The sequence below is a fragment of the Variovorax sp. LG9.2 genome (assembly GCF_035018885.1).
GTDB lineage: Bacteria > Pseudomonadota > Gammaproteobacteria > Burkholderiales > Burkholderiaceae_C > Variovorax.
Window position 1 is genome coordinate 25,170 of sequence record NZ_JASJXB010000028.1, and the last position, 26,211, is coordinate 51,380.

The 26,211-nt window shown below is 64.3% G+C and carries 30 protein-coding genes; 9 read left to right on the top strand and 21 right to left on the bottom strand.

Going from position 1 to position 26,211, the window contains the following annotated elements; all coding sequences use genetic code 11:
- Positions 1-2: 2 nt before the first annotated feature.
- Both QN413_RS21570 and QN413_RS21575 read right to left on the bottom strand, forming a co-directional pair.
- Positions 3-1,211, bottom strand: a complete 1,209-nt coding sequence (locus tag QN413_RS21570; RefSeq protein ID WP_323501867.1) for a CaiB/BaiF CoA-transferase family protein — start codon at positions 1,209-1,211, stop codon at positions 3-5.
- Positions 1,204-2,193: a hydroxymethylglutaryl-CoA lyase gene (locus QN413_RS21575; RefSeq protein ID WP_323498638.1), complete on the bottom strand. Its 990-nt coding sequence runs from the start codon at positions 2,191-2,193 to the stop codon at positions 1,204-1,206. The genes QN413_RS21570 and QN413_RS21575 overlap by 8 nt, the downstream gene beginning before the upstream one ends.
- A gap of 188 nt (positions 2,194-2,381) precedes the next feature.
- Here QN413_RS21575 and QN413_RS21580 point away from each other — a divergent pair, with 188 nt between their 5' ends.
- The 6 genes from QN413_RS21580 (at position 2,382) to QN413_RS21605 (ending at position 8,739) form a co-directional block, all read left to right on the top strand.
- Positions 2,382-3,143 (top strand): IclR family transcriptional regulator, encoded by a 762-nt coding sequence (locus QN413_RS21580; protein WP_323498639.1) that lies wholly within the window; start codon positions 2,382-2,384, stop codon positions 3,141-3,143.
- A gap of 76 nt (positions 3,144-3,219) precedes the next feature.
- Complete coding sequence (locus QN413_RS21585; protein WP_323498640.1) at positions 3,220-3,897, top strand: haloacid dehalogenase type II; 678 nt, start codon at positions 3,220-3,222, stop codon at positions 3,895-3,897.
- A gap of 57 nt (positions 3,898-3,954) precedes the next feature.
- A complete protein-coding gene (locus QN413_RS21590) occupies positions 3,955-6,138 on the top strand; it encodes a malate synthase G (RefSeq protein WP_323498641.1) in 2,184 nt (727 codons plus the stop codon).
- 186 nt (positions 6,139-6,324) lie between these two features.
- Positions 6,325-6,912 carry a fasciclin domain-containing protein gene (locus QN413_RS21595; RefSeq protein WP_416352218.1) on the top strand — a complete coding sequence of 196 codons (588 nt, stop codon included), beginning with the start codon at positions 6,325-6,327 and terminating at the stop codon, positions 6,910-6,912.
- 109 nt (positions 6,913-7,021) lie between these two features.
- Positions 7,022-8,113 carry a histidine kinase gene (locus QN413_RS21600; RefSeq protein ID WP_323498643.1) on the top strand — a complete coding sequence of 364 codons (1,092 nt, stop codon included), beginning with the start codon at positions 7,022-7,024 and terminating at the stop codon, positions 8,111-8,113.
- Positions 8,110-8,739 (top strand): response regulator transcription factor, encoded by a 630-nt coding sequence (locus QN413_RS21605; protein ID WP_187053379.1) that lies wholly within the window; start codon positions 8,110-8,112, stop codon positions 8,737-8,739. Before QN413_RS21600 ends, QN413_RS21605 begins: the two co-directional genes overlap by 4 nt.
- Here QN413_RS21605 and QN413_RS21610 read toward each other — a convergent pair.
- From QN413_RS21610 to fliF, 15 genes are all read right to left on the bottom strand, one after another.
- Complete coding sequence (locus QN413_RS21610; RefSeq protein ID WP_323498644.1) at positions 8,736-9,038, bottom strand: addiction module antidote protein; 303 nt, start codon at positions 9,036-9,038, stop codon at positions 8,736-8,738. The two genes, QN413_RS21605 and QN413_RS21610, sit on opposite strands and share 4 nt — an antisense overlap.
- Positions 9,035-9,337, bottom strand: a complete 303-nt coding sequence (locus tag QN413_RS21615; protein WP_323498645.1) for a type II toxin-antitoxin system RelE/ParE family toxin — start codon at positions 9,335-9,337, stop codon at positions 9,035-9,037. The genes QN413_RS21610 and QN413_RS21615 overlap by 4 nt, the downstream gene beginning before the upstream one ends.
- Positions 9,338-9,386: 49 nt before the next feature.
- Positions 9,387-10,145, bottom strand: a complete 759-nt coding sequence (gene fliR, locus QN413_RS21620; RefSeq protein WP_187053382.1) for a flagellar biosynthetic protein FliR — start codon at positions 10,143-10,145, stop codon at positions 9,387-9,389.
- Position 10,146: 1 nt separating this feature from the next.
- A complete protein-coding gene (gene fliQ, locus QN413_RS21625) occupies positions 10,147-10,416 on the bottom strand; it encodes a flagellar biosynthesis protein FliQ (protein WP_187053383.1) in 270 nt (89 codons plus the stop codon).
- A gap of 22 nt (positions 10,417-10,438) precedes the next feature.
- Positions 10,439-11,218, bottom strand: a complete 780-nt coding sequence (fliP, locus tag QN413_RS21630; protein WP_323498646.1) for a flagellar type III secretion system pore protein FliP — start codon at positions 11,216-11,218, stop codon at positions 10,439-10,441.
- Complete coding sequence (locus QN413_RS21635; RefSeq protein WP_323498647.1) at positions 11,211-11,507, bottom strand: flagellar biosynthetic protein FliO; 297 nt, start codon at positions 11,505-11,507, stop codon at positions 11,211-11,213. Before QN413_RS21635 ends, fliP begins: the two co-directional genes overlap by 8 nt.
- Before the next feature lie 22 nt (positions 11,508-11,529).
- A complete protein-coding gene (gene fliN, locus QN413_RS21640) occupies positions 11,530-11,904 on the bottom strand; it encodes a flagellar motor switch protein FliN (protein ID WP_323498648.1) in 375 nt (124 codons plus the stop codon).
- Positions 11,894-12,889 carry a flagellar motor switch protein FliM gene (gene fliM, locus QN413_RS21645; protein WP_323498649.1) on the bottom strand — a complete coding sequence of 332 codons (996 nt, stop codon included), beginning with the start codon at positions 12,887-12,889 and terminating at the stop codon, positions 11,894-11,896. Before fliM ends, fliN begins: the two co-directional genes overlap by 11 nt.
- A 48-nt stretch (positions 12,890-12,937) precedes the next feature.
- Positions 12,938-13,534, bottom strand: a complete 597-nt coding sequence (locus QN413_RS21650) for a flagellar basal body-associated FliL family protein (protein ID WP_323498650.1) — start codon at positions 13,532-13,534, stop codon at positions 12,938-12,940.
- 171 nt (positions 13,535-13,705) lie between these two features.
- Positions 13,706-15,223, bottom strand: a complete 1,518-nt coding sequence (locus QN413_RS21655) for a flagellar hook-length control protein FliK (protein ID WP_323498651.1) — start codon at positions 15,221-15,223, stop codon at positions 13,706-13,708.
- A complete protein-coding gene (locus QN413_RS21660) occupies positions 15,223-15,681 on the bottom strand; it encodes a flagellar export protein FliJ (RefSeq protein ID WP_323498652.1) in 459 nt (152 codons plus the stop codon). The genes QN413_RS21655 and QN413_RS21660 overlap by 1 nt, the downstream gene beginning before the upstream one ends.
- Positions 15,682-15,742: 61 nt before the next feature.
- Positions 15,743-17,107, bottom strand: coding sequence for a flagellar protein export ATPase FliI (gene fliI, locus QN413_RS21665; protein ID WP_409051325.1), 1,365 nt, complete (start codon positions 17,105-17,107; stop codon positions 15,743-15,745).
- A gap of 22 nt (positions 17,108-17,129) precedes the next feature.
- Positions 17,130-17,825, bottom strand: a complete 696-nt coding sequence (locus QN413_RS21670) for a flagellar assembly protein FliH (RefSeq protein WP_323498654.1) — start codon at positions 17,823-17,825, stop codon at positions 17,130-17,132.
- 3 nt (positions 17,826-17,828) lie between these two features.
- Positions 17,829-18,824: a flagellar motor switch protein FliG gene (gene fliG / locus QN413_RS21675; RefSeq protein ID WP_323498655.1), complete on the bottom strand. Its 996-nt coding sequence runs from the start codon at positions 18,822-18,824 to the stop codon at positions 17,829-17,831.
- A gap of 13 nt (positions 18,825-18,837) precedes the next feature.
- Positions 18,838-20,559, bottom strand: a complete 1,722-nt coding sequence (fliF, locus tag QN413_RS21680) for a flagellar basal-body MS-ring/collar protein FliF (protein ID WP_323498657.1) — start codon at positions 20,557-20,559, stop codon at positions 18,838-18,840.
- A 149-nt stretch (positions 20,560-20,708) separates the two neighbouring features.
- On the opposite strand from fliF, the gene fliE reads away from it, so the two are divergent.
- On the top strand, positions 20,709-21,026 hold the full coding sequence (gene fliE / locus QN413_RS21685) for a flagellar hook-basal body complex protein FliE (RefSeq protein WP_187053393.1): 318 nt from the start codon (positions 20,709-20,711) through the stop codon (positions 21,024-21,026).
- 39 nt (positions 21,027-21,065) lie between these two features.
- Here fliE and QN413_RS21690 read toward each other — a convergent pair whose 3' ends face one another.
- The 4 genes from QN413_RS21690 to QN413_RS21705 all read right to left on the bottom strand — a co-directional run bounded on the left by QN413_RS21690 (position 21,066) and on the right by QN413_RS21705 (position 24,665).
- Positions 21,066-21,365 (bottom strand): flagellar protein FliT, encoded by a 300-nt coding sequence (locus QN413_RS21690; RefSeq protein WP_323498659.1) that lies wholly within the window; start codon positions 21,363-21,365, stop codon positions 21,066-21,068.
- Positions 21,366-21,384: 19 nt separating this feature from the next.
- Complete coding sequence (fliS, locus tag QN413_RS21695; RefSeq protein WP_323498661.1) at positions 21,385-21,798, bottom strand: flagellar export chaperone FliS; 414 nt, start codon at positions 21,796-21,798, stop codon at positions 21,385-21,387.
- Positions 21,799-21,911: 113 nt separating this feature from the next.
- The gene (gene fliD, locus QN413_RS21700; RefSeq protein ID WP_323498662.1) at positions 21,912-23,360 is read right to left on the bottom strand and encodes a flagellar filament capping protein FliD; all 1,449 of its coding nucleotides are present in this window, start codon (positions 23,358-23,360) and stop codon (positions 21,912-21,914) included.
- A gap of 114 nt (positions 23,361-23,474) precedes the next feature.
- On the bottom strand, positions 23,475-24,665 hold the full coding sequence (locus QN413_RS21705; protein WP_323498664.1) for a flagellin: 1,191 nt from the start codon (positions 24,663-24,665) through the stop codon (positions 23,475-23,477).
- Positions 24,666-25,211: 546 nt separating this feature from the next.
- On the opposite strand from QN413_RS21705, the gene flhD reads away from it, so the two are divergent.
- Together flhD and flhC are read left to right on the top strand one after the other, a co-directional pair.
- Positions 25,212-25,550 (top strand): flagellar transcriptional regulator FlhD, encoded by a 339-nt coding sequence (flhD, locus tag QN413_RS21710; protein ID WP_323498665.1) that lies wholly within the window; start codon positions 25,212-25,214, stop codon positions 25,548-25,550.
- 21 nt (positions 25,551-25,571) lie between these two features.
- The gene (gene flhC, locus QN413_RS21715) at positions 25,572-26,111 is read left to right on the top strand and encodes a flagellar transcriptional regulator FlhC (protein ID WP_323498666.1); all 540 of its coding nucleotides are present in this window, start codon (positions 25,572-25,574) and stop codon (positions 26,109-26,111) included.
- Positions 26,112-26,211: the final 100 nt, after the last annotated feature.

A 26,211-nucleotide genomic window follows, 5' to 3' on the forward strand; every position in this document is an offset into this window, starting at 1 on the left:
GGTCAGTTTCCGGTCGCGATGTTTCGGTCTTTGAGGGCGGCGATCTCTTCGTCGCTGTAGCCGACCTCGGTCAGCAACGCATCTGTGTGTTCGCCCAGCAGCGGTGGTTGGAGCCGGATGCCGGCACGTTTGCCGCCCATGGTGAAAGGCAGCAGCGGCGCCTTCGACATGCTGCCGTCGTTCATTCGAATGGGCGCGAGGCCGCCGTTGGCGTTCAGGTGCGGGTCGTCGAACAGCGCCTCGGGCCGCGTGATGGGCGCGAAGGGCAACTCGTTCGCCTCGAACACTGCGCTCAGCTCGGCGGCGCTGCGGTCGGCCAGATGCGTACGGAGGATCGGCATCATCCATTCGCGCGCCATCACCCGGTCGTTGTTGGTTTTGAGGCGCGGGTCGACCATCATTTCTTCGAGGCCGAAAGCCTTGCAGAAGATCGCCCACTGCTTGTCGCTGACCGCGGCCAGAAAGATCTGCTCGCCGTCTTTGACGGTGAACACGTCATACACCCCCCAGGCCGATATGCGGCTCGGCATCGGGTCGGCCGCCTTGCCCGTCGCGGCGAACTGCATCATGTGCTGCCCGACCAGAAACACGTTGTTCTCGAACAGCGCCGATTGCACTTCGCATCCGACGCCGGTGAGCTCGCGTTGGCGCAATGCAGCCATCGCTCCGATGGCGCCGAACATGCCGCCCATGATGTCGTTCACGCTGGTGCCGGCGCGCAGCGGGTCGCCGGAGCGGCCCGTCATGTAGGCCAGGCCGCCCATCATCTGCACCACTTCGTCGAGCGCGGTGCGGTGGTCGTACGGGCCGGGCAAAAAGCCTTTGTGGCTGACGTAGATCAGGCGCGGATTGAGCTTCTTCAACGTGTCGTAGTCGAGGCCAAGCTTCTTCATGGTGCCGGGCTTGAAGTTCTCACTGACGATGTCGGCCGTCGCGATCAAACGGAGCGCCGCCTCGACGCCGGCGGGCTGCTTCAGGTCGAGCGCGATGCTCTTCTTGTTGCGGTTGAAGTTGGGGAAGAATCCTGCCCCGGAGCCCAGCAGGCGGCGCGTGTTGTCGCCCTCGATAGGCTCGACCTTGATGACTTCGGCGCCCAGGTCGCCGAGCACCATGCCGCAGGTCGGCCCCATCACCATGTGGGTGAATTCGACGACGCGGATGCCTTCGTAGGGCAGTGGCTGTTTCGTGTCGGACATCGTGGCTTCAGACATGCTCGGCTTCGTTCACGAGACCTTGCGCGAACCGTTGCGCAAAGCCTTTTGGCAACCCCGCTTCCGGCGTCATGCCGTACAGCGGCTCGCCGGGCAGACCGTCCGTCAGCGGCACGCGCGCGGCGATGAGTTGGTTGAGGTCGATGCCGGTGCGCACGCCCATCGCTTCGAACATGAAGACGAGGTCTTCGGTCACGACGTTGCCCGACGCGCCGGGCGCATACGGGCACCCGCCCAGACCGCCAAGAGAAGAATCGAAAGTACGCACGCCCTCTTCGTAAGCGGCCAGGCAATTGGCGAGGCCGAGGCCGCGCGTGTTGTGCATGTGCGCGGCGCCGGCCTTGGCGCCGAGCTCGGCACGCAGCCGCTTGAAGAGCCGGTGGACCTGCGCCGGGTTGGCGTAGCCGACGGTGTCCGACAAGCCCGACTCGTCGGCACCGGCGGCGACGCATTGCACCGCCAGCCGGATGACGTCGTCTTCGGCCACATGGCCCTGGAGCGTGCAACCGAAAGCCGTGGAGATGCCGGCCTCGAGCAGCACATGCGGCGCGATCTCTCGCCGCAAATCGCTGATGGCGCGCACCTCTTCGACCATCTCGGCCGGCGTCTTGCGCACATTGGCAAGGGAGTGCGCCGGGCTGGCCGACACCGGCATCGTCAGCTTGTGCACTCCGGCTCGCAACGCGGCCTCCGCGCCGCGCCGGTTGGGCACCAGCGCCATGACGGTGAGGCCCGGCAATGTGATCGCGTGGCGCACGACCTCGACGGCATCCGCCATCTGCGGCAGCAACCGGGCCGGCACGAATGAAGCGACTTCGATCTCGCGCAGGCCGGCGGCGTAGAGCGCGTCGATCCAGCGCAGCTTGTCTGCTGTCGGCATGGTGGCCTTGACCGACTGCAAGCCGTCGCGCGGACCGACCTCGCTGATCAGCACGTCACCTGGCCTGTGCGTGTCCAGCTTGCGGTTCGATGGGGTTTCCAAATTCGTCTCCGGAGCAGATCGCGCCGCCGTGATTACGTTGAGGGCTGCAGCGCTGAAAGTCGTGGCGTCGAAAGCCTTCGCGCAGATTCTTATTGTTCTATCTGACAGAACGATGTTCTAATAAATTGAATTACACCAGACCGCACCGTAGATCGTCAAGCGGGTCGAAGGTCCAGAAGGAGAGCAGCATGCCCCGAAAAGCCCAAACCGAGTCGGTCGCCGACACCGACGCTGCACCCGGCGGCGCCGCGGCGGTGGACCGCGCGCTGACCTTGCTCGCCGCCTTTCGGGCGGGCGACGTGGCGCTGACGCTGGCCGAGTTGGCGGCTCGCACCCAACTCTATAAAAGCACTGCACTGCGCTTGCTCGCCTCGCTCGAACATGCAGCATTGCTCCGAAAACTGGACGACGGCCGCTATGCACTCGGCTCCGAGGTGGCGCGGCTGCACGGTCTCTACGCTGCGTCGTTCTCGCTCGATCATGTGGTGCTCCCGGTGCTGCGGTCGCTCGTCGCCGCCACCGGTGAGAGCGCGTCGTACCACGTGCGCCAGGGCAGCGGCGACGGCTGGGCGCGTCTGTGCCTCTACCGCGTCGATTCGCCGCACACGGTGCGTGACCACGTTCGCGCGGGCGACCTGCTGCCTGCCGATCGGGGTGCCGGCGCGCGGGTGCTCATCGCGTACGGTACCGATGGCGTCGACGCCGGCACGAAGGCGAGCGAGTCCCTCTCGCGAACGGACCGCAAGCTCTACGCGACGATTCGAGCGCAGGGCTATTGCGCGCTGATCGGCGACCGCAGCGCCGAACTCGGTGGGATCTCGGCGCCCGTCTTCCACGCCGACGGCTCGCTGGCAGCGGCCGTCACCCTCACCATGCCGACGCACCGCTACGACGCCGGCTTTGTGCCAGCTGTGCGCGAAGCGGCGGCAAATCTCAGCGGACGGCTTTGATTGCGCATTTTTTAGTCATCAATCAATCGCTATTTCGCGTCTTAATGCGGGACCCGGTATCAAATAAAGTACGAACATGCGCACACCCTCTGCAGTTTTGTTCGATGCCTATGGCACGTTGTTCGACGTGCACAGCGTCGCCGCACTGGCCGAAAGCTTCTTTCCCGGTCAGGGACAAGTGCTCAGCGTGCTGTGGCGCGACAAGCAGATCGAGTACTCGCGCCTCGTGACGACGAGCAACGATGGCGCGCACTACCAACCCTTCAGTGAACTGACGCGCGCCGGATTGCGCTACGCCTGCCAGCGTCTGGCGCTCGATCTGACGGCCGAACGCGAAGCGGCACTGATGGCGCAATACCTGAGCCTCACCCCGTATCCCGAAGCGCGGGAGGTGCTGCAAGCGCTGCGCGCCCGCGGCGTCGTGACCGGCATCCTCTCGAACGGCGACCCCTCGATGCTTGCGCCGCTGGTGCACAACGGCGGCTTCAGCGGCCTGTTCGATCACGTCCTCAGCACCGATGCCGTGCGCAAGTTCAAGACGCATCCCGATGCCTACGCCCTCGGGCCGCTAGCGACGGGCTGCGAAGCGGCCGACATCGTCTTCGTCAGCAGCAACGGCTGGGACGCACTGGCCGCCACATGGTATGGATTTCGCACGCTCTGGATCAATCGGCTCAGCCTGCCCCATGAAGCCATCGGACCGGCCCCCGAGCGCACCGGCAGCAGCCTGCGCGACGTGCTGGCTTTCTTCTGATTCCGATTTCGTCTTCGACTCTCATCTCTCAACCCCCCTACTTTCCGGACAAGCCCCATGACTGAACGCACCACCGCCCACGGCCTCCAGGTCGCCACCGAGCTCTACCGCTTCGTCGATGAAAAGGTGCTGCCAGCCGCCGGTGTCGAAAGCGCTACGTTCTGGAAAGGCTTCGATGCCATCGTGGCCGACCTGGCGCCGAAGAACATCGCGCTGCTGGCCGAACGCGACCGCCTGCAGACCGAACTGGACATCTGGCACAAGGCGCACCCCGGGCCGATCGCCGACATGCCGGCCTACCGCGCCTTCCTCGAAAAGATCGGCTATCTGCTGCCGCAACCGAAGGACACGCAAGCGACCACGACCCACGTCGATGCAGAGCTCGCACTGCAGGCCGGCCCGCAACTGGTGGTACCCATCCTGAATGCACGTTACGCGCTCAACGCGGCCAACGCGCGCTGGGGTTCGCTGTACGACGCGCTCTACGGAACGGACGCGATCCCGGAAACGGATGGGGCCGAAAAAGGGACACGCTACAACCCGGTTCGCGGCGCCAAGGTGATCGGCTTTGCACGCGAAGCACTCGACCAGGCGGCGCCACTCGACAACGGCTCGCACAAGATGGCGACCCGCTACACGGTGCAGGGCGGCCAGTTGCACATCGCACTGCAAAGCAGCAGCACCTTGCTGGCGGACCCGACCATTTTCGTCGGCTACCGGGGCACGCCAGAAGCACCGACCTCGATCCTGCTGAAGCACAACGGCATTCACATCGACATCGTCATCGATCCGACCACGGCAATCGGCAAGACCGATGCAGCCGGCGTGAGCGATGTGGTGATGGAGGCTGCGCTTTCCACCATCCTCGACCTCGAAGACTCGGTGGCGGTGGTCGATGCCGCAGACAAGGTGGTCGCGTATTCGAACTGGCTCGGCATCATGCAGGGCACGTTGACCGAAGAAGTCGCCAAGGGCGGCAAGACCTTCACGCGCGGCCTGAACCCCGACCGCGAATACACCGGCGCCGACGGCAAGCCACTGAAGCTGCACGGCCGCTCGCTGATGTTCCTGCGCAATGTCGGCCACCTGATGACCAACCCGGCCGTGCTGTACGACGGCAAGAAGGAAATCCCGGAAGGCATCCTCGATGCCGTGGTGACGACGACCATCGCGACCATCGACCTGAAACGAAAGGGCAACTCGCGCACTGGCAGCATCTACATCGTGAAGCCGAAGATGCACGGTCCGGCGGAAGTGGCCTTCGCCAGCGAACTGTTCGGCCGCGTCGAACAGCTGCTGGGCCTGCCCGCCAACACCGTCAAGCTCGGCATCATGGACGAGGAGCGCCGCACCAGCGTCAATCTGAAGGCCTGCATCGCCGAGGCCGCCGCACGCGTCGCCTTCATCAACACCGGCTTCCTCGACCGCACCGGCGACGAGATGCACACCGCCATGCAGGGCGGCGCCATGATCCGCAAGGGCGACATGAAATCGAGCGCATGGATCGGCGCTTACGAAAAGAACAACGTGCTGGTCGGCCTCTCGTGCGGACTGCGTGGCAAGGCGCAGATCGGCAAGGGCATGTGGGCCATGCCCGACCTGATGGCCGACATGCTCAAGCAGAAGATCGCGCACCCCAAGGCCGGCGCCAACACGGCGTGGGTGCCCTCGCCCACTGCGGCCACGCTGCACGCGCTGCACTACCACCAGGTCAGCGTGACGACGGTGCAGATGGAGCTGGAAAAGATCGACGCCGACGGCGAGCGCGACAACATCCTCAATGCGCTGCTGCAGGTGCCGATCGCGACGCCAGCCACCAGGACCGACTGGAGCGCCGCAGAAAAGCAGCAGGAACTTGACAACAACGTGCAGGGCATCCTCGGCTACGTGGTGCGCTGGATCGACCAGGGCGTGGGCTGCTCCAAGGTGCCCGACATCCACAACGTCGGCCTGATGGAAGACCGCGCCACGCTGCGCATCAGCAGCCAGCACATCGCTAATTGGCTGCTGCACGGCGTCGTGACCAAGGCGCAAGTGAACGAGACCTTCGAGCGCATGGCTGCGGTGGTCGACAAGCAGAACGCGGGCGACTCGATCTACCAGCCGATGGCCGGGCACTTCAAGACTTCGGCTGCGTACATGGCAGCGCAAGACCTGGTGTTCAAGGGGATCGAGCAGCCGAGCGGGTACACCGAACCGCTGCTGCATGCGTGGCGCTTGAAGGTGAAGGGCGAAGCCTGATACGGGTTTTTGCCCCTCGGAGCAAAGCGCCTTCGGGCGCTTTTTTCATGCCCGTGACTATCGGGTTTTGTCCTACACATCCAAAGAGACACGATCTCCGTATCACCTCCAAGCGCCTGGCGCCTCCGAGCTGTTGGCGGTTTCCACAGAGCTTTTTCAAACCATCTAATTCTTCTGGAGCCTCCAATGAAAAAACTCATGATTGCAGTCGGCGTTTCGGTCTTGCTCAGCGCTTGCGCGGGCGGTATGGGCATGAGCGGTAGTGGCATGTCGGGCAGCAGCGGCATGGCGGCCAATCCGATGGTCGGCGGCGCACCGATGTACGCCAACAAGGACATCGTCGACAACGCCGTCAACTCGAAGGACCACACCACGCTGGTCGCTGCAGTCAAGGCCGCAGGCTTGGTCGATACGCTGAAGAGCCCTGGCCCGTTCACCGTCTTTGCACCGACCAACGAAGCCTTCGCCGCGCTGCCGCCGGGCACGGTCGACACGCTGCTCAAGCCGGAGAACAAGCCGACATTGACGAAGGTGCTGACGTACCACGTGGTGCCCGGCAAGATGGATGCAGCAGCCTTGATGAGCGCAATCACCGCCGGTGGTGGCAAGGCAACGCTCAAGACCGCCAGCGGCGGCACGCTGACCGCGACGACGAGCGGCGGCAACGTGCTGATCACCGACGCCAAGGGCGGCACCGCGATGGTGACGATCGCCAACGTGTACCAGTCAAACGGCGTGATCCACGTGGTCAACAAGGTTCTGATCCCAGGCTGATCGCACCCGTTCTGTAAAACAACAGATGGCCCCCCGCGCGGGGCCATCTGCGAACGATAGTCAGCCTGCCTCGGTATACGCGACGCAGGCTGACTATCATTCGTCACAAATGTTACCCGCCCAACCTCCGCGCCGGCTGCGAATCCTCCACATCGAGCCGTCTGCGGCCGACCATGCGAAGGCCCGAGCGGCTCTGGAACTGAACGGTTCCGACTACGCCATCGAGCGCGTCGAAACGCTGGCCGAGTTGAGCGATCGGCTGGAGCGGCAGGTTTGCGATGTCATCGTCGCTGCTTATTACGCGAATGGCTTCACTGCCATGGACGCCTGGGACATCGTGCTCGGATCATCGGGTGTGCAGCCACCCTTCATCGTGCTGTCAAATTCGGCCAGCGAGTGCGATGCCATCGACGCCATTCGCCGCGGCGTCAGCGACTTCGTCCGCAAGAGCGCGCTGCCCGACTTGCCCCGCGCCATCGTGCGGGCGCTCGGCGCCAATCAGATGCGCACCGTCAAGGAAGATTCGCATGCCGAGCTGGCAGGCTCGATGCGGCGCTCGTCCGAACTCAACGAATACCTGCAGGCTTGCCTGGAAGAAGAGAGGCAGTCGATCGCGCGCGAAGTGCACGACGATATCGGCGGGTCGCTGGCGGCAGTCAAGTTCGACCTGGCGTGGATCGGTCGCCGCGCCAAAGATTCGGCGATCGTCGAGCATGTGAACGGCGCGATCGAAACGCTGCAGCACGCCATCGACGCCAGCCAGCGCATCGTCCAAGACCTGCGGCCGCCCATCCTCGACCAGGGCATCGTGGCGGCGGTGGACTGGCTCGCCACTGCCTTCGAGCGGCGCACCGGCGTGAAGACATCCTTCACCGCGACGCACGAAACCATCGATGCGTCCGATGCCGTCAAGCTGGTGGCCTACCGCACCGCGCAAGAGGCGCTGACCAACATCGCCAAGCATGCGGAATGCAGCGAAGTGCATATCGATTTGTCGGACGGCGAGAACGTGCTTACCCTCGAAGTCACCGACAACGGCCGCGGACTGACGCGTGCCGAACTCGACAAGCCCAAGACCTTCGGACTCAAAGGCCTCGGCGAACGCGCCCGCACCGTCGACGGCTGGCTCGACATCAGCAACCAGGGCGGCATCGGCACATCGATCATTTTGTCGGTGCCGCTGGAACGGGCAGAAACATGATCCACGTGGTGTTGTGCGACGACCATGCCGTCGTGCGCAGGGGTATCAGGGACACGCTATCGGAAGCGGTCGATATCAAGGTGACGGGCGAGGCGGGCGGCTATGCCGAACTGCGCGAGCTTCTGCGATCCACGGTGTGCGACGTGCTATTGCTCGATCTCAGCATGCCCGGCCGCGGGGGGCTCGAAGTGCTGACCGGCCTGACCGAAACCGACTCGCCCATCAAGGTGCTGGTGGTGTCGATGTTCCCGGCCGACCAGTACGCGATCCGCTGTCTGCGCGCTGGCGCGAAGGGCTACGTGAGCAAGGCCGGCGACCCCGACGAGTTGATCTCGGCGACCCGCACTGTCGCGCAAGGCCGCAAGTACGTCACCGCTGAAGTCGCGCAGATGCTGGCCGACTCGGTGGCTCGGCCGGCGCTGGAAGCGGCGCATGCCGCGCTGTCGGAACGCGAGCTGCAGACCCTCATCAAGATCGCATCGGGCCAGCGTCTTTCGGACATTGCGGAAGAGCTGATGTTGAGCCCCAAGACGGTGAGCGTGTACCGCACGCGGGTGATGGAAAAACTCGGGTTGCCGACGAATGCGGCGCTGACGGTTTATGCGATTCGGAACAATTTGATTTAGGCGACCGGCTTGGCCCCAACCGGTACTGCATGCAGCCGGATACCAAGGGCTCCGACGACGCGAAGAATGGTCGCGAACTCGGGATTTCCAGAAGGCGAGAGCGCCTTATACAGACTCTCTCTCCCGAGGCCAGTTTCGCGAGCGAGCTGTGACATGCCTTTGGAACGCGCGATGTCGCCCAACGCTGCGGCGACGAGCGATGCATCGCCTTCTTCGAGCGCCGCTTCAAGATAGGCCGCCATGTCTTCATCGGTTTGAAGATGTTCGGCGGGATCCCATATACGAGTCGTCTTGGTCATATTTGCTCCGCGTAATGACGCGCCAGTTGCTTGGCTTTCTTGATGTCACGTGCTTGCGTGGACTTGTCACCGCCAACCAGCAGCAAGACATAGTGACCCCGATGCTGCACGAAGTAGACCCTGTAGCCCGGGCCATAGTCGATCTTCAGCTCTGAAACACCTTCTCCAACAGGTTCGACAGATCCCAGGTTTCCGAGCGACAGGCGTCGAATTCGGATGTCTACCCGAGCACGTGACGTTCGATCTTTCAGCGACGCAAACCACTTTTCGTATTCAGGTGTTTGGCGAACTTCGATCAAGCTCAAACTGTATCACATGAGATACAAAAGAATGGCCTCGGGGCGCGCCCTACATCCGCGCCATCATCTGCTCCATCAGCATCAGCAACGGCTGCTCCATCATCGGCAGCGTCAAGGTGATGCCGACCAGTCCGGCGACCAAGGTCACCGGGAAGCCGATCGCGTAGATGTTCATCTGCGGCGCGACGCGTGAAATGACGCCGAGCACGAGGTTGGTGAAGAGCAGCAGGCCGATCATCGGCAGCGCGATCCACAGCGCGCTCGCGAACAGCTCGGTGCCCAGTTCGTGAATGCGCATGCGGCCCATCGCCTGCATGAAACTGCCGCCGATCGGGAAGGCGTCGAAGCTCTTCATCACCGCCATGACGATGGTGAGATGGCCGTTGATTGCGATGAAAAGAAGCGTGGCGATGTTGCCGAGGAAGCTCGACACCGCACTGGTCTGCGCGTTGCTCATCGGATTGAAGAACGACGCGAAGTTCAGGCCCATCTGCAGGCCGACCAACTCGCCCGCCAATTCGACCGCAGTGAACACCAGCCGCACGGTAAAACCGATCGCCATGCCGATGCCGACCTGCTGGATCAGCGTGCCGAGCATCGCGACGCTGTCGAGCGCCACCATCGGCTGGCCTTGCAACGTGGGCTGCGCGCACAGCGCGATCAGGAAGGCGAGGCCGATGCGCGCGCGAATGGGAATGGCGCGCGTAGAGAAGAGCGGCGCGGTAGTGAAGAGCCCGAGCACGCGCAAGAAGGGCCAGAGCACCGGCGTGATCCAGCCCATGAGCTGGGCTTCGGTGAAGGTCAGCACCCTACAAGACCATCTGCGGAATAGATTCGATCGTGCGGCGGATGTAGTCGACCAGCGTGTTGAGCATCCACGGTCCGGCGATGGCGAACACGGCGACGGCGGCGATCAGCTTGGGCACGAAAGCCAGCGTGGCTTCATGGATCTGCGTGATCGCCTGGAAGATGCTGACCAGCAAACCGACGGCCAGCACCGCCAGCAGCACCGGCAGCGAGACGGTGAGCAGCAGGACCAGTGCTTCCTGGCCGATGGTCAATGCGGTTTGTGCGTTCATGTGGGCTCTGCCTCTATCTTCGCTACTGCACGAAGCTGGCGGCCAGCGAACCGATCAGCAGGTTCCATCCATCGGCCAGCACGAACAGCATGAGCTTGAACGGCAAGGCGACGAGCACCGGCGACAACATCATCATGCCGAGCGACATCAGGATGCTCGAAACCACGATGTCGATGACCAGAAAAGGAATGAAGATCATGAAGCCGATCTGGAAGGCCGACTTCAACTCGCTCGTGGCGAAGGCCGGAATCAGCACGCGGATCGGCGCAGTCTCGGCAGTCACGTCGGCGGGCAACTTGGCAAGCCGCGCGAACAGCGCGAAGTCCGACTGCCGCGTCTGCTTGAGCATGAACTCACGCATCGGCGCTTCTGCCTTGCCGAGGGCCGCCTCGAACTGCAGCGTGTTGTTGGTGTACGGCACATAGGCTTCGCTGTAGACCCGGTCGATGGTCGGACCCATCACGAAGAAAGTCAAAAAGAGCGAGAGCCCGACCACCACCTGGTTGGGCGGTGCCGACTGCGTGCCGAGCGCCTGCCGCAGGAGCGACAGCACGATCACGATGCGCGTGAAGCCGGTCATCATCAGCAGGATGGCGGGCAGGAAAGAGAGAGCGGTGAAGAACAGCAGCGTCTGCACCGGCACCGAGTAACTCGTGCCACCGGCACCCGTGCCGATGACCAGCGGCAACTGACCGCCCTGCCCCGTCGCTTGCGCAAAGACCGAAGGCGCAACGGCACTCAGGCCGAGTGCGACCAGCGCGCCGACCCATGCATGGCGACGCTTGCTCCGGGCGTCAGACATCGATGGCGTCCTGGGTTGCGTGAACCGGATTGGCCGGCAGCACATGCAGGCAATTGATCGACTGCCCCGTCACGCCCAGTACGAGCCAGGTGCGTGCGCCCTGCGGTCCGACTTCGAGCGTGACCACGCGTTGCTGCGGACCGACCACGACAGTCGACAGCAGCTTCGACGCCTCGCCATCGACCATGCCGGAAGCGCCGAGCCGCCGCGCCTGCAGACGACGCAGCAGGTAGGGCGCGCAGGCGAGCAGTGCCAGGAACAGCACGACGGTGAAAAGGCTTTGTGCCATCGACTCGATCCGTTGATTTTTTTCAGGCGCGGTGCACGCGACGCAGCCGTTCGGCCGGCGTCACCACATCGGTCAGGCGGATGCCGAACTTGTTGTTGACTACCACCACTTCGCCCTGCGCGACCAGGTAGCCGTTGACCAGCACGTCCATCGGATCGCCGGCCATGGCATCGAGCTCGACGATGGAGCCTTGCGCCAGTTGCAGCACCTGCTTGATCGGCACTTTCTTGCGGCCGAGCTCGACCGACAACTGCACCGGGATGTCGAGCACACGCTGGATGTCGTTGAGCGGCGCACCGCTCGCGGCGCTGCTCATGCCTTCGGGACGGGCCTCGAGTGCTTCGGCCCAGTCGGCACCGGAAGCGGATGGAGAGATGGTCTGTTCTTCAATGGACATGGGAGCCTCCGAGCCAGTGCGCGCTGTCGCTTCGCACACATTCGTCGATGCGCAAGGCGTAGCGCGCGTTGTGGGTGCCGTAATGGCAGGCGAAAACAGGGGTGCCGTCGACCGCTGCGACGATGCGCGAGGCGCGTTCGAGCGGGATGAAATCACCGGGCTTCATCGCGAGCAACTGGCCCACGGTGAGTTCGGGTTGGGCCAGTTCGGCCGTGAGCGTGACCTCCGCCGCCTGGATCTCGCGCGTCAGCTGCGTGACCCAGCGTCGGTCTTCTGCGATGGCGTCGGCCTGCTGCGCGCCGTAGAGCATGTCGCGCACCGGGTCGAGTACCGCCCACGGTTTGCAGATGCGAATCGCGCCCTTCAGTTCGCCGAAGGTGATCTGCAGCGTGGTCACCAGCACCAGGTCGGCCGGTGCCGCGACATTGACGAAGCGCGGATGCGTTTCCGAGCGCTGAAATTCGAGCTCGAGCGGATAGACGCCCTTCCAGGCCTTGGCGTATTCGGTGCACACCAAGGTGAGCAGTCGCTGGATCACACGCTGTTCGGTCGGCGAAAAATCGCGGCCTTCGAACGGTGCCTGCAACGTGCCGGCGCCGCCGTACAACGCATCGACCAACGCAGAGATCAAGGTGGATTCGCAGACGACCAATCCGCTTCCACGCAACGGGCGCAATGCCACCACGCTGAAGTGCACCGGGGCCGGCAGCACTTCGAGAAACTCGGAGAAGCGTTGCACCACAGTCGGCTCGACCGTGATCTCCGGGCTGCGCCGCGCAAACTGAAAGATGCCGGCGCGCAGGTAGCGTTGCATGCGCTCGTTGACGATGTCCAGCGTCGGCATCGGCCGGCGCACCATGCGCTCCTGCGCTGCCATGTCGTATTCGCGGACGATGGCATCGGCCATGCGCTCTACGGCATCGTCGGGCGCTGCATCTGCCGCGTCTTTCGCAGCATCGGTCGCAGTGTCGAAAATGTTGTCCATCGGGAGGCGTGTGCAGTCGAAGCGAGTTGTTGGCAGCGAGATCGGCCGTTACTGGACGATGAAGCTGGAAAACAGCACGCCCTTGATAGGGCTTGGCTCGGCCTTGCGCTTTTTCTTCGCCTTGACCGGCGCTTCGTCGTCATCGGACTCGGCCACCACCTTGGACTTCTTGACCGGCGCTTCGACTTCATAGCCCAGCGTGCGGGACACCTCGGCCACGATGTCGGTGGCGAGCTTTTCCTTGCCATCGCGCTTCAACAGTTCTTCCGAGGTGCGCTGCGACACCAGCATCAGCACGCTGCTGCGAATCGCCGGCAGGTAGCTCTTGATCTTGTCGCCGACCTTTTCGTTCTCGAGGTCGAGCGTCACGCCGATCTGCGCAAAGCGTTCGCCCCCCGGGTCGGCCAGGTTGACCACCATGTTTTCCAGCGCGAGGTAGGTCGGCGCCGCGGCGTGCTCGGGCGCGTGCGCAGCCGGCTCTTCGTCGGTGGCCGCGTGGTTCTTCTTGCTCATGTAGAACCAGCCACCGGCACCGCCGCCCGCCAGCACGAGCGCCGCCACGATGATGAGCAGCATCGACTTTCCCTTGCGCTTGGGCGCATCGGGGGCCGGTATGGCGGCAGCGGTGGCGGCAGGGGCGGACACGGGATTTCCTTCGGTTCGTCGGCAGAACGACCCATCGCGCCACGCGCAGCAGGGTCTGCTTGGAACCGATTATTCGGCGCGACCCCCTCGCGCCAAGCCCGGAAAAAAGGGGGGAAAGCCGCGCTTTATGGGCGCTTGCCCCGGCCCGCTGCCCGTAGAGGGCAGAGCAGGCTAGACGTAGAGATCGAGTGCGCGTTCGCTCACCGTGCGAGGCCGCGGGGCTGTCGTCATCGCGGTGTCGATGGTCGAAGTCGCGGCGCCGCTGCTGCCGCTTTCTGCGCGCCAGGCCCGCTGCGCATCGCGCGCAGCTTCCTGCTCGGCGCCGCTTCCCGACTGGCCGACCGACGAGCCCGACAGCATCAACCCCTCGTTGCCCAGCATCTCCTTCAACTGCGGCATCGCGGCGTTCAGCCACTGCCGTGCCTCGGGATGGTCGCTGCGAAACGCGACCTGCGCCTCGTTGCCCTGAACCTGCACGCTGACCGAGACCGGCTGGCCGCCGGGCAGATCGAGCTTGAGTTCGGCGCCCTGGCTGCGGTGTGCCATCCACCAACTCACCTGATCGACCATGCGCTCCATGAACTCGGCGCTGCCAGCGCCTGCGTTGGCGGCGACCGCTGCGGCGTCGGTCGGCGCAGTCGATGACGATGCGGCGCTGCCTGTGGCGTCGAAACCTAACGAGCCTGCGCCTGCCGATGGGGTCGACGCGTCGCCGGGACGCTCGATGCGACGCCACGGAGACGCACCTTCGCCCGGAATGCTGGCCGCTGCCGCCTGCGCAAGTGCGACGGTTTCGGCCGCTGGCGTCGCGGTGGCGGACACCGCGACACGACTGGCAGCAGCAGCGTCGGCCGACGCCGCTGCTGCGGCAGTCGCTGCCGTCGAGTTGGGGATGCGCGGCGTCGACGCGTCTTGTGTCGATGCAGTGCGCGAGAGGTCTTTGACACCGTCTTTCTTGCCGCCGGTGCGATCGAGCAAGGCGACACCGAGCGCGGCCGAATGCGAGTCGACCGTGCCCGTGTCCTTGACGGTTCCGACGCTCTTGACGGTTCCGGTGTAATTCACGGTTTCGGGCAGTGCGACGGCCTTTGCAGCTGCGCTCGCGCCATCACCGGTCAGGCCGGCGACCGTACTGTCGGGCAGCGTCGATGCGCCGCCCCGGCCCGGCGCGCTCGACAAGCCATTGCCCGCTTGCTGGGCCAGGGCCATCGCGGCCGATCCGGCATCGAGCGCCGACGATGCGCTCACGGCGTTCAGATTGCTTTGCGCCAGCAGCAGTGCCGCCGCGTCGGCGGCCGGCGTCGGCACGGGAGGCGCGGTCGGTGTCGCGTTGTCAACTGCGTTGGTTGCCGCGTTGCTGACCGCATCAGTCGACGCAGCTGAAGCCGCTGAGGCAGCTGAGGCCCGCTCACGCCGATCGGCCTTCTCGCGATCGGCGGCTGCAGATGCGGCGTCGGAAGGAGATGCACTGTCGGCAGTGGCGCCCTGCTCTGCGTTGCGGTCCGCGCCACCGTTCGATTGCGCTGGCCTCGACGCTGCCATCGCGTCCGCGTTCGGCTCCCGATCGGCCGAAGCCAGCGCCGCCGCAAAGCTGCTCACGCCGTCCGCGTTGTCGTTCGAACCCGATCGTCCTCGCGCTGCGCCGGACGCCGCCGGCACTTCGTTGCTGCGTGAAATTTCGATCGCCATCAGAGTCCTCCCATCACGCCGCCGGCAAGGCGACGGTATTGCAATGCGGCCTGCTCGTCCGACACCTTCTGCTCGCGGCGATCGGTCAGGCGGCGTTGCTCGGCCTCGCGCTTGGCATGCAGTTGCACCAGACTTTCGCGGCGCGTTTCTGCCACGCGCATGCGGTCGGCCATCAGCGCGACCTGGTTCGCCTGTTGCGTCACCGCGCTCTTCTGCAAGCCGATGGCGTGCGTCAGGCGCTCCATGAACTGATAGTGATGGGCCATGATTTCCGGCGTCACCCGCGCGGACTGCACCTGCCATCGCGTCATCGTTTCCTGCGCGTAGGTTTCGAGCTGATCTAGCTGCACCTGCGTCGCGAGCCATCCCTGGCGCGCTTGCGCCAGGCGCTGTGCCGCGGCATCACGTTCGCTCGTGGCCAAAGACACGGCGGTCTGCAAGGCACTCAGGTTCGACATGGTTGGGCTTTCGGGATCGGAGGAGTGAAATACGGGGAGGTCATGCAGGTCATGTGCGCGTTTAGCTTCGACCCACCGTCTGCGCCATCGCGCCCACGCTCGCGCCGAGCGTCGCGGCTTCGTACATGTCCTGCTGCAAGAAGGCGGTCATCGCGGGCTGCAGGCGGATCGCTTCGTCGAGCGCCGGGTCGCTTCCTGCTGCATAGGCGCCGAGCCGCACCAGGTCGCGGCTTTGCCGATAGCGCGCATACACCGCACGAAAGCGGCGGGCGCAATCCGTGTGCTCGCGCGGCACCACGTTGTGCATCACCCGCGAGGCCGATTGCTCGACGTCGATCGCCGGAAAGTGCGCCTCCTCGGCGAGCGAGCGCGACAGCACGATGTGCCCGTCCAGGATGGCCCGCGCCGCATCGGCAATCGGGTCCTGCTGGTCGTCGCCCTCCGACAGCACGGTATAGAAGGCAGTGATCGAGCCGACCCCGTTCAGCCCGTTGCCGCTGCGCTCGACAAGTTGCGGCAGCTTGGCGAAGCACGATGGCGGATAGCCCTTGGTGGCAGGCGGCTCGCCGATGGCCAGGGCGATCTCGCGCTGCGCCATCGCATAGCGGGTGAGCGAATCCATCAGCAGCAGCACATGCTGGCCGCGGTCGCGAAAGTACTCGGCCACGGCGGTCGCGTACGCGGCGCCCTGCATGCGCAACAGCGGCGGCGCATCGGCCGGCGCGGCCACCACGACCGAACGTGCGCGGCCTTCATCGCCCAGGATGTCTTCGACGAATTCCTTGACCTCGCGGCCACGCTCGCCGATGAGGCCGACCACGATCACATCGGCCTCGGTGTAGCGCGCCATCATGCCGAGCAGCACGCTCTTGCCGACACCGGAGCCAGCGAACAAGCCGATGCGCTGGCCGCGCCCCACGGTGAGCAACGCGTTGATCGCGCGCACGCCGGTGTCGAGGGGTTCGCGCACGGGAGCGCGGTCCATCGCGTTGATGGGCTTGCGGTCCAGCGGCTCGGCGCTGACATCCGCGAGCGGACCTTGATGATCGAGCGGCGTGCCTTGCGGGTCGACCACGCGGCCGAGCAGGCCGGTGCCCAGCGGCAAGCGCAGCACGCCGACACGTGCCGTCACGTCACGCTCGGGTTCACCGAGCCGCGGGATCGGCACATAGGGAGGCGCCGGCATCACGCTGGCACCGCTGGAGAGTCCGTGCACATCGCCCGCCGGCATCAGGAAGGCACGTTGATCGGAGAAGCCGACGACCTCGGCCAGCACCGGCGGCTGATTGCCCATGCGCACCAGACATTGCGAGCCGACCGGCACGCGCAACCCGGCGGCTTCGAGCACCAGGCCGGTCAGTCGAGTGAGCGTGCCGCGCAACGCCAGCCCCGCGTCTTGCGATGCGCGCGCGTGCGCGTCGGCCATGAAGCGTTGCCAGACTTCCTGCTCAGGCGGCATCGCTCTTTGCTCCATTGCTCTCCTCGTGCCACGGCATCGACAGCCCGAGGCTCGCCACCGCACGCGACCAGCGCGACGCCACGCTGCCGTCGACCACCGCACCGGCCGATTCGACCAGGCAATCGCCGGGCTGCACTGCGTTGTCGGAGAGCACGGTGACGGGCTGACCGGCGAACTGCGCACGCAATGGACCGTCGAGCAAATCGAAGTCGACGGGCGACAGCCGCACGGTGGCGCTGCGGCCATCGGCGAGCAGCAACGACAACGCCTCGTGCACCACGGGTTCGAGCGAATTCGGGTCGGTCGCGAGCTCGTGGCGCAGCACCTGGCGCGCCAGGGCACAGGCGATTTCTAGCGTGCCGCGCGCAATCGATTGCTGCGCTTCCGCGAGGCCGGCCTCGGCGGATTGCAGCAACGCGGCGAGCCGGCGTGCCGCCTCTTGTCCTTCATTGGCGCGGTACATCGCATGCTGGGCTTCGGCCTCGGCCAGCGCCTGCGCGCGGCCCGCCGCAAAACCTTCTGCGTGCCCTTCGGCATGGGCCGCGCGCAAGGCCTGGGGATCGGAGATGCCGCTCTCAGGCTCGCCGCTGTCGGGGGCTACCGCGCCGAACTGCCAGCGCGCGACATGTGCGATGTCTTCGCTGGCGATCAGCCCGCGATTTCGAAGATTGTTCAGGCTTTGCATCGCTTAGACCATGCCGCCTTCGGCACCACCGCCCAACACGATCTGCCCTTCGTCGGCGAGGCGCCGCAGCGACCGCAGGATTTCCTTTTGCTGCGCCTCGACTTCGACCAGCCGCATCGGCCCGCGCGACTCCAGGTCTTCGCGCAGCGACTCGGCCGCACGCGACGACATGTTCGACAGGAACTTGTTGCGCAGCGGCGGCGCCGCACCCTTGAGCGCGATGATGAGCGTCTCCGACGCCGTTTCTTTCAGCAGCATCTGGATCGACTTGTCGTCCAGCTTCATCACGTCGTCGAACACGAACATCAGCTCGCTGATCTCGGATGCCAGATCCGGGTCGTGGTTGCGAATGGCCTCGATGACCTGCGCATCGACGCCATTGCCAAGCAGGTTGATCATGCCGGCCGCCGTACGGGCACCGCCGCGCGAAGCCGTCAGCACCTTGGCGCCGTTGGCCAGCACGCGGAACATCACTTCATTCAAATCTTCGAGTGCGGCAGGCTGGATGCCTTCGAGCGTGGCGACGCGCAGCAGCACTTCGGCACGCTGCTGCTCGGGCAGCTTCACCAGCACCGCGGCGGCGTGCTCGGGCTCGAGGTGCACGAGGATGGCCGCGACGATCTGCGGATGCTCGACGCGCAACAGTTCGGCGACCGACGGCGCATCCATCCACTTCAGGTTTTCGATGCCGCTCAGGTCGGCCTTCTGCAGGATGCGGTCCATCAGGATCGACGCTTTTTCTTCGCCCAGCGCGTGCTTCATCACGGCGCGCACGTAGTCGCCGGTGTCGGCCGCGAACAGGCTTTGACCAGCGGTCGCGGTGACGAAGCGGTCGGCCACCGCACCCAAACGTTCACGCGATACCGCGCGCGTCTTCGAAATGGTTTCGCCCAGCTTCTGCACTTCGCGTGGAGAGAGGTGGCGCAGCACATCGCCCGCCTCGATCTCGCCCAGCGACATAAGCAGGATGGCGGCGTCGTTGAGGCCTTGTTCGTCCATGGCGATGCGACTCTCAGGCCGACGCGGCCGCGGCGTCGTCGCCGTTGACCCATGTCTTCACGATGTTGGCGACGGCGACCGGATTCTGTCGCGCCATCTGGCGCGCGCCTTCGAGCCGCGCCTGTTCGGCTGCTTCCGGCCGCGGCAGCGCTTCGGCCACCGAGGGCGACGACAGCGAGGGACGCTGCGGCGTGTCCGCCACCATGGCGTTGAGTTGACGGCCGGGTTCGTTGGTCAGTTGCTGCGGCGGCTGCATCGCCGCCAGCGTCTTCAGGCCCGGCCGCACCAGGCCGAACAGCACGATCGCGCCGATCAGCACCAGGCCGACCGGCCAGGCGAAGCTGCGCGCCGTATCGAGCATTTCGGGGTTCTTCCAGATCGGTACCTCGGCCACTTCGTTGCGCTCGCTCAGGAACTGCGCGTTCATCAGGTTCACCGAATCGCCGCGGTCCTTGCTGAAGCCGATCGACTCGCGCACCAGCGCCGTCATCTGTTCGAGCTGCTGCGCCGACAGCGGGGTCGAGGGGCCGGCCTTGCCCTGGGCATCGGCCACGTTCTGGTAATTGAGCACGACCGCAGCGCTCAGGCGCTTGATCTGGCCGGTCGCATTGCGCACCGTCTTCACTGTCTTGTCGACTTCGTAGTTGGTGGTCGACTCGCGCTTGCTCGGGGGCTTGGCCGCCGCTGCACCCGGCGCGGTGCCGGTCGGCGACAGCGGTGCGGCGGCGCCGTTGATCGGGGTCGACGACGGGCCGGGTGGCTGGTTCGACGTGGCGCCGGGCACGCCCGAAGCCGGTGCGCCGGCCGCGCCGGGGCCGGTGCTCTCCACCGTCTGCTGGCTGCGCACAGCGCTGGCATCGGCGGCCAGGTTCGGCTTGTGTTCTTCGAAGGTCGCTTCGGTCTGCGAGAAGTCGACGTCCGCCGTTACCTGTGCCTTGACGTTTTGACGGCCGACCACCGGCTCCAGCATTTCAAGAATGCGACGGGTGTACTGCTGCTCGATCTGCTGCACGTACTGAAGCTGCTGCGCATCGGCACCACTGCCGGGCTCGCTGGTTGCCGAGAGCAGCTTGCCGGTGTCGTCGACCACGCTCACCGCAGCAGGCGTCAGCTCCGGCACGCTCGAAGCGACCAGATGCACGATGCCGGCGATCTGGTTGCGCTCCAGCGTGCGGCCCGGGTGCAGGCTGAGCAGCACGGAAGCGGTCGGCTTTTGTTGTTCGCGGAAGAAGCCGTTTTGCTGCGGTAGCGCAAGATGAACGCGCGCGCTTTGCACCGAGTTCATGGCCTGGATCGATCGGGTGAGTTCGCCTTCGAGGCCCCGCTGAAAGCTCAGCTTCTCCTGGAACTGCGTCATGCCGAAGCGGTTGTTTTCCATCTGCTCGAAGCCGGCGACGGCCCCTTTGGGCAGGCCTTGCGAGGCGAGGCGAAGGCGCAGGTCGTAGACACGATCGGCCGGCACCATGACGGCGCCACCGCCCTCGGAATATTTATAGGGCACGTTCATCGTCGCGAGTTGCGCGATAACGGCGCCGCCATCCTTGTCGCCCAGGTTGGCGTAGAGCACCCGCCAATCCGGCTGCCGACCGATCACGATGGCCGCGATGGCGACCGCGACGAGCAGGACGACGCCGATGGCGAAGCGGATGCGCTGGCGGGGTGCCAGGCCTTCGAACTTGCGCGACCACGGCGCAGCAGTGGCGAGGGGGACAGGTATTTCAGCGACGGCGGACATGGGCGGTGGGTGGGTGCGGCAGCAAGCCGGTCGGCTCTTTGCACGAGACGATTATTCGGGCCGGCCCGTTCCGCATAAGCCCGATAAGGCGCCGCTTTCCCGCTCATTTCCCGCCCATGCCCGTCCGCTGCCGAATTAGCATCATCGCCATGGACCTCCGCCTCACCCCCGTTACCGCACCGCTCACCACGCGCCCGGCCGGGGCCGCCCGCGCCGTCACCGGATCGACCGGTGCCACGCAGGAAACCGGCTTTGCCGGGGCCCTGTCGGGCGCTTTGAAAGCAGTGAGTGCATCGCAGGGCGACGCCACCGCATTGCAGCGCGAAGTGCAGCTCGAAAATCCGAATGTCAGTCTGGAGCAGACGATGGTCGCGCTGCAAAAGTCGCAGATCGGGTTTGCTGCAACTTTGAATGTGCGCAACCGGATGGTGCAGGCTTACACCGACATCATGAATATGCAGGTCTGAGGGTGACCCTCTCCCGGAGGGAGAGTGGATAAAAACCCGTCAGTGAATCAACTGCAGCTTGGCGTCGAACATCTCTGCGAAGGTGCTGAGCCACGGCTCGGCCAGGATGCGGATCTCGGCGTCGTTGCGCAGGATGCGCTGCATGATCCGCGACTTCTCGGAGCGAAGGTCTTTGGGGAGGTCTTGCGACTTCGCCAAAAACCGCAGCTGCTCGATCAGCACCGCGCAGGCGCCTTCGCAGCGCACGACGTCGTCCCAGTCTTCTCGGCGCGCCGCATCGAGCATCTGCCGGCTCGAGCTTTCGATTGCCTTGTAGTAGTCCATCAAATCGTCTTGCATGGGACCTCCGGTCACGCCCTCAAGCGGGTTGGCCGACGCTCGGTCGACCGATTTCTTTCCAGCCCTGCGCCACCGGTGCGATGAGGGCAGCGACTTCAGCGAGCATTTCGCCGTCGTTGCGCACATTGGCGAGCGTCAGACGCTCGATGCAGTAATCGTAAAGGGAAGCGAGCCTTTCGGCCAGCGCGCCGCCGCGTTCATTGTCCAGGCCCGCCTTCAGCCCTTCGTCGAGCAGGCGCACCGCCCGCATGATCTGAATGCCCTTGGCCGCCACGTCGCCGCGCTGCAACGCGCCGCGCGCCGAAGCAAGCGCCACCACCAGACCGTCGAACAGCAAGTCGATCAACTGGTGCGGGCTGGCGAACTCGACGCTCGACTGGACGCCGACGTTCTTGTAAGCCATTGCGGCGCGGAGGCTGGGCGGGGTGTACATGGTGTGTTCCTTAATCTGCTCTGCTGGTGCGCAGCATTCACTTCACACTCTAGTTATCGGCATCCGCCCGCTGAACTCAACGACCATTTGTAGGTCATTTGGTCAGTTGGCCCTCAGCCCGGCGACTTGTTCCATTGGGCGATCTGTTGGGTGATGTAGGTGTTGAGCGCGGTGAGCGAAGCCATCTTGGTGTCGAGCGCGGTGTATTGCTTCCGCATATTGGCCTCGACGGTTGTCAATCGGTCGCTCAGCCGGTCCTGGCTTTTTCCGTTGGTCGTCTTCTGGCTTTGTAGTGAGGTGGTCTTGGCGGCGATCGTGCCGGCGCTGCCGATGGCGCCTGAAAGGAAAGCCTTCATGCGGGTGGCAAAGCCGGTTTCGCCATCCGACGCGACGTTGGTAGCGGAGCTGAAGAATTTGGCTGCCGCTACCGGGTCTTTGAGTGCAGCGGCGAGCTTGGTCGAGTCGGCCGCGAGATCGCCGCCACCGTCCTTGGATATGGAGATGCCCAGGTCCGACAGGCGGTGCAGTGTGCCTGTGCTGCCGCCCGACATGGCGCCCACCAGCCGTCGCATGGCGGTCTGCAAACTGGTGGTGGTCGAGTCGCCTTGCAGCAGCGCGCCGGTCTTGGTGGTCGCGTCGTATGCCGTCGCCTGGTTGAACATGTCGTTCATCGCGTTGTAGGCCTTCACGAACGCGGTGATGGCCGTGGTTTGGGAAAAAGTGTCGTTGGCGACCGTGATGTCGACCGGCGCCGTCGTCACTTGCGACAGCGTGAGCGTGAGGCCCGGCACCGTGTCCACCAGCGTGTTGCTGGCCGAGTTCAGCGCTACGCCGTTGAGGGTCGCCTTGGCATTGAGACCGTACTGAACTGCATTGGCCGCCATGCCGGCACCGCCCGACGGATTGTCGAAAGACAGCGCGGCCAGGCTGGGGCCCGTCGCGCCAGCGGCATCGGTGCTTTGCACACGGAAGCCCGCCGCTTCCCCGGTGGAAGACGAACGCAGCAGCAAGCGCTCGCCCGACAAATCCTTGAGCACGGTGGCGGTCACGCCCGCACCGGCCGAATTGATCTTGCCGGCGATGGTCGACATGCTGTCGCCTTCGGCCACCGTCACCGACATGGCAGCCGCGCCGCTTGCGGTAAAGGCCGGCGTCGTGCCTGCCCAGGTACCGAGCTGAATGGACAGCGTGCCCGCACCAAACCCGCTGCCGGCTGTCACTCCGCTGGAGGCGACCGATTGCGCGCGTGCGAGCTGAGACACCTCGAGACTGAAAGACGTGGCCAAGGCGCCGGTGCCCGACACTGAGGCCGATACGGCCGTAGCGCTCGACGAAGACGCCGACTTCGTGTTCCAGGTCGCAGGCAACGCGAGCGTGGCGATCGCATCGTTCAATGTCGACATCTGCGAAGAGATGGTGCCGAAAGCCGATATCTTGCTGTCGAGTGCCGTCGCTTGCGTCTGCAATGCGGTGAGCGGCTTCTTTTCGATCGCCATCAACTTGGTGACGATGCTCTCCACATCCAGACCGCTGCCCAGACCCGCCGATGAAACGGTCGCCATATCTTTTGCTCCTGCGGCCGAATGGCCAAAAAGCGGCGAACGGGAAATCCGTTAGCCGCTGAATGCATGCGTGGCGCCACCGCCATCGCACGCTGGTTTTCTGTGAGCTCTCTATTACTTGAGCAGGCTCAGCACCGATTGCGGCAGCTGGTTGGCCTGGGCCACCATCGCCGTGCCAGCCTGTTGCAGGATTTGCGCGCGCGACAGGTTGGCCGTTTCAGCCGCGAAGTCGGCATCCTGGATCCGCGAACGCGAGGCCGAGGTGTTTTCCGAATTGGTCTGCAGGTTCGTCACGACCGAGGTGAAGCGGTTTTGAACGGCGCCCAGTTCTGCGCGGCTGCTGCTGACTTGCGTCAGTGCGGCATCGACGATTTCCATCGCTTGCTGCGCGCCCTTGACGCTGGTGACGTCGACGTTGGACAGGAAGCTGAAGTTTGCGGTCGCAGCAGCGGTGACTGCGGTGTCCGCAGTTCCACCCAGGCCCACTGCGGTCACGCCGCCTGCCAACGTGCCGGCAGTCACCGTGAAGTCCTTGTTTGCCTTCAGCGATTCGAGCGTGACAGCACCGGTCGTTGCATCTGCAGTAGCGCGCAAGCCGGTCTCACCCATCTGCGCGTTGATACCAGCCGCAGTGGTGGCGCCGACTTGCGCTGCGGTATCGGTGAGCTTGTAGTTGACGGTGTTGATCGTGACGCCGTTCAGCACCAAGCCGGTCAGCGAGCCAGGCACCGTCGCTGCGGCTGTGGCACCTGCCGCTGCAGCACCGACCCGGTCAGCGGCGAACTTGACGTTGCCCAAGGCGCCGGCCGTGCTGTTGGCGATCTTGCTTACGCCGATGGTCTGGCCCGAATTGGCACCGACCTGAAAAAGCTGGCTGGAGAACGAACCGTCGAGCAGCTTGGTGCCGTTGAAGTCCGACTGCTTGGACACACGATCGATTTCCGATGTGAGCTGGGTCACTTCAGCCTGGATCGCCGTGCGGTCAGAGGTCGAGTTCGTTGCATTGGATGATTGCACCGACAGTTCGCGAATGCGCTGCAGGTTGTTGCCGATTTCGCCCAACGCGCCTTCAGCGGTTTGCGCCAGCGAGATGCCGTCGTTGGCGTTGCGCACGGCCTGGTTCATGCCGCGGATTTGCGAAGTCATGCGATCCGAGATCGCCAGGCCGGCAGCGTCGTCCTTGGCGCTGTTGATGCGGAGGCCTGAAGACAGGCGCTGCATCGAAGTAGCGAGCGACGACTGGCTGGAGTTGAGATTGCGCTGCGCCGTAAGCGAGCTGATGTTGGTGTTGATAACTGAGGTCATGGAGAAGTCCTTTAGAGCTGAATAAATCCGGCATCGCTGCCACTGTCACGCCAGCAAAGAGACTGGCCGCCTGGCGGATCGCATTCGTGACCCGTTGGTTTTGTTTTCGGATCGAACTGCGACTAGCTTGAGAGGTATATTTTTCGTAACTGACCCTTTAGAAATCGCCGCAACGGCAGATGTGAGGGCGACCGATGCAGTTACACACGGCCCGCGAATCAAGGAGAAAACGTGTCTGTGCCGCCACAGACCATATAGATGAGCCAACTAAGTCACGCTTTGAACAACGGCGTGTTGTCAGCGCTTTTCCGGCCGTCACATTTACGGTGTGAGTGGAAATGAATACCTTGTGATTCAAATCGACCAAAGTCTTACGCAAATGTGTATTCATAAAGTTCACATGAATACTTTGGGTGTAGGCAAATGAATGACATATCGACACATTTCGGAGACGTCGTTAACAGTTGTTAACCTATTAAAGTTTTTGTAACGCTGGTCAGAATCGGTTTTAACGCAACCCGGACGACGTCCTACGAAAGCACCGATATGACCAGCGAGCAAATCCTTGCCGAGATTCGTGAAGCCAACCTCACTTACCTGATGCTGGCGCAGAGCCTGATCCGCGCTGACAAGGCGCAAGCCCTGTTCCGCCTCGGCCTGCCGGAAGAATCGGCCGACCTGATCGAAGCACTCTCCCCTGCGCAGATCATGAAGATCGCATCGGGCAGCATGTTGCTGTGCCGCTTCCGCGCCGACGACGACATGGTCTGGAGCCTGTTGACCAATCACAACGTCAACGCCCGCACTGCCAACGACGCGACGACGCGTTTGCATGCAGGCATCGTGATGGCCGGCCGCTACGCTGCCGAAACCATCGCTCCCTGAAACAGAGCGAGAGACACCGACATGGCCACTTCCAAAAGCGTTCTCGGAGATTCCCGGCAGATCGGGCGCGCCGTCAGCCTGATCAACCTCGGCGCCCGCTTGCAGGTGCTCGAAAGCGAAACCGAGCTCTCCTACGAGCGGCTGTTGCGTCTCTACAAGGAAGTGGCGGGCAAGTCGCCCTCCAAGGGCCAACTGCCTTTTTCGACCGACTGGTTCTTGACCTGGCAGCCGAACATCCATGCGTCGCTGTTCCAGAACATCCATACCTACCTGGCCAAGACGAGCGACCTTGAACCGGTCGACGTGCTCATCAAGGCCTACCAGCTCTACACCGAGCAGATCTCCTCGTGCGACATCGAGCCGCAACTGTCGATCACGCGAGCCTGGCGCCTGGTGCGCTTCATGGAGAACAACATGCTCGCCATGACCCAGTGCTCCAAGTGCGGCGGCCACTTCGTGACCGAACCCTACGAAAACGCCAGGCACTACGTCTGCGGCATGTGCGTGCCGCCAGCGCGAGCAGGCAAAGGGTCGGCGGCGGGCGGCATTCATTTGCAGTAATTCTGCGAGGCCGCACCGGCCACAAAGATTCGATAAGGGCCCCTGAACGGGCCCTTTTCAATGGAGTGCGGCGAGATCGATGCGTGCCAAATCGCTGCAT

What these genes read in the sequence shown, in the direction of transcription:
- QN413_RS21585 (WP_323498640.1), top strand. Translation starts at nt 3,220, where the DNA reads ATGCGCACACCCTCTGCAGTTTTGTTCGATGCCTATGGCACGTTGTTC.
- QN413_RS21605 (WP_187053379.1), top strand. Translation starts at nt 8,110, where the DNA reads ATGATCCACGTGGTGTTGTGCGACGACCATGCCGTCGTGCGCAGGGGT.
- fliI (WP_409051325.1), bottom strand. Translation starts at nt 17,107, where the DNA reads ATGGCCGACGCGCACGCGCGCGCATCGCAAGACGCGGGGCTGGCGTTG.
- QN413_RS21600 (WP_323498643.1), top strand. Translation starts at nt 7,022, where the DNA reads ATGTTACCCGCCCAACCTCCGCGCCGGCTGCGAATCCTCCACATCGAG.
- QN413_RS21705 (WP_323498664.1), bottom strand. Translation starts at nt 24,665, where the DNA reads ATGACCTCAGTTATCAACACCAACATCAGCTCGCTTACGGCGCAGCGC.
- fliQ (WP_187053383.1), bottom strand. Translation starts at nt 10,416, where the DNA reads ATGAACGCACAAACCGCATTGACCATCGGCCAGGAAGCACTGGTCCTG.
- flhC (WP_323498666.1), top strand. Translation starts at nt 25,572, where the DNA reads ATGGCCACTTCCAAAAGCGTTCTCGGAGATTCCCGGCAGATCGGGCGC.
- QN413_RS21570 (WP_323501867.1), bottom strand. Translation starts at nt 1,211, where the DNA reads ATGTCTGAAGCCACGATGTCCGACACGAAACAGCCACTGCCCTACGAA.
- QN413_RS21595 (WP_416352218.1), top strand. Translation starts at nt 6,325, where the DNA reads ATGAAAAAACTCATGATTGCAGTCGGCGTTTCGGTCTTGCTCAGCGCT.
- fliE (WP_187053393.1), top strand. Translation starts at nt 20,709, where the DNA reads ATGGACCTCCGCCTCACCCCCGTTACCGCACCGCTCACCACGCGCCCG.
- fliN (WP_323498648.1), bottom strand. Translation starts at nt 11,904, where the DNA reads ATGTCCATTGAAGAACAGACCATCTCTCCATCCGCTTCCGGTGCCGAC.
- QN413_RS21610 (WP_323498644.1), bottom strand. Translation starts at nt 9,038, where the DNA reads ATGACCAAGACGACTCGTATATGGGATCCCGCCGAACATCTTCAAACC.
- QN413_RS21580 (WP_323498639.1), top strand. Translation starts at nt 2,382, where the DNA reads ATGCCCCGAAAAGCCCAAACCGAGTCGGTCGCCGACACCGACGCTGCA.
- fliD (WP_323498662.1), bottom strand. Translation starts at nt 23,360, where the DNA reads ATGGCGACCGTTTCATCGGCGGGTCTGGGCAGCGGTCTGGATGTGGAG.
- QN413_RS21660 (WP_323498652.1), bottom strand. Translation starts at nt 15,681, where the DNA reads ATGTCGAACCTGAGTGCCTTGCAGACCGCCGTGTCTTTGGCCACGAGC.
- QN413_RS21690 (WP_323498659.1), bottom strand. Translation starts at nt 21,365, where the DNA reads ATGCAAGACGATTTGATGGACTACTACAAGGCAATCGAAAGCTCGAGC.
- QN413_RS21635 (WP_323498647.1), bottom strand. Translation starts at nt 11,507, where the DNA reads ATGGCACAAAGCCTTTTCACCGTCGTGCTGTTCCTGGCACTGCTCGCC.
- QN413_RS21590 (WP_323498641.1), top strand. Translation starts at nt 3,955, where the DNA reads ATGACTGAACGCACCACCGCCCACGGCCTCCAGGTCGCCACCGAGCTC.
- QN413_RS21655 (WP_323498651.1), bottom strand. Translation starts at nt 15,223, where the DNA reads ATGGCGATCGAAATTTCACGCAGCAACGAAGTGCCGGCGGCGTCCGGC.
- fliM (WP_323498649.1), bottom strand. Translation starts at nt 12,889, where the DNA reads ATGGACAACATTTTCGACACTGCGACCGATGCTGCGAAAGACGCGGCA.
- fliG (WP_323498655.1), bottom strand. Translation starts at nt 18,824, where the DNA reads ATGGACGAACAAGGCCTCAACGACGCCGCCATCCTGCTTATGTCGCTG.
- flhD (WP_323498665.1), top strand. Translation starts at nt 25,212, where the DNA reads ATGACCAGCGAGCAAATCCTTGCCGAGATTCGTGAAGCCAACCTCACT.
- QN413_RS21670 (WP_323498654.1), bottom strand. Translation starts at nt 17,825, where the DNA reads ATGCAAAGCCTGAACAATCTTCGAAATCGCGGGCTGATCGCCAGCGAA.
- fliP (WP_323498646.1), bottom strand. Translation starts at nt 11,218, where the DNA reads ATGTCTGACGCCCGGAGCAAGCGTCGCCATGCATGGGTCGGCGCGCTG.
- fliS (WP_323498661.1), bottom strand. Translation starts at nt 21,798, where the DNA reads ATGTACACCCCGCCCAGCCTCCGCGCCGCAATGGCTTACAAGAACGTC.
- fliF (WP_323498657.1), bottom strand. Translation starts at nt 20,559, where the DNA reads ATGTCCGCCGTCGCTGAAATACCTGTCCCCCTCGCCACTGCTGCGCCG.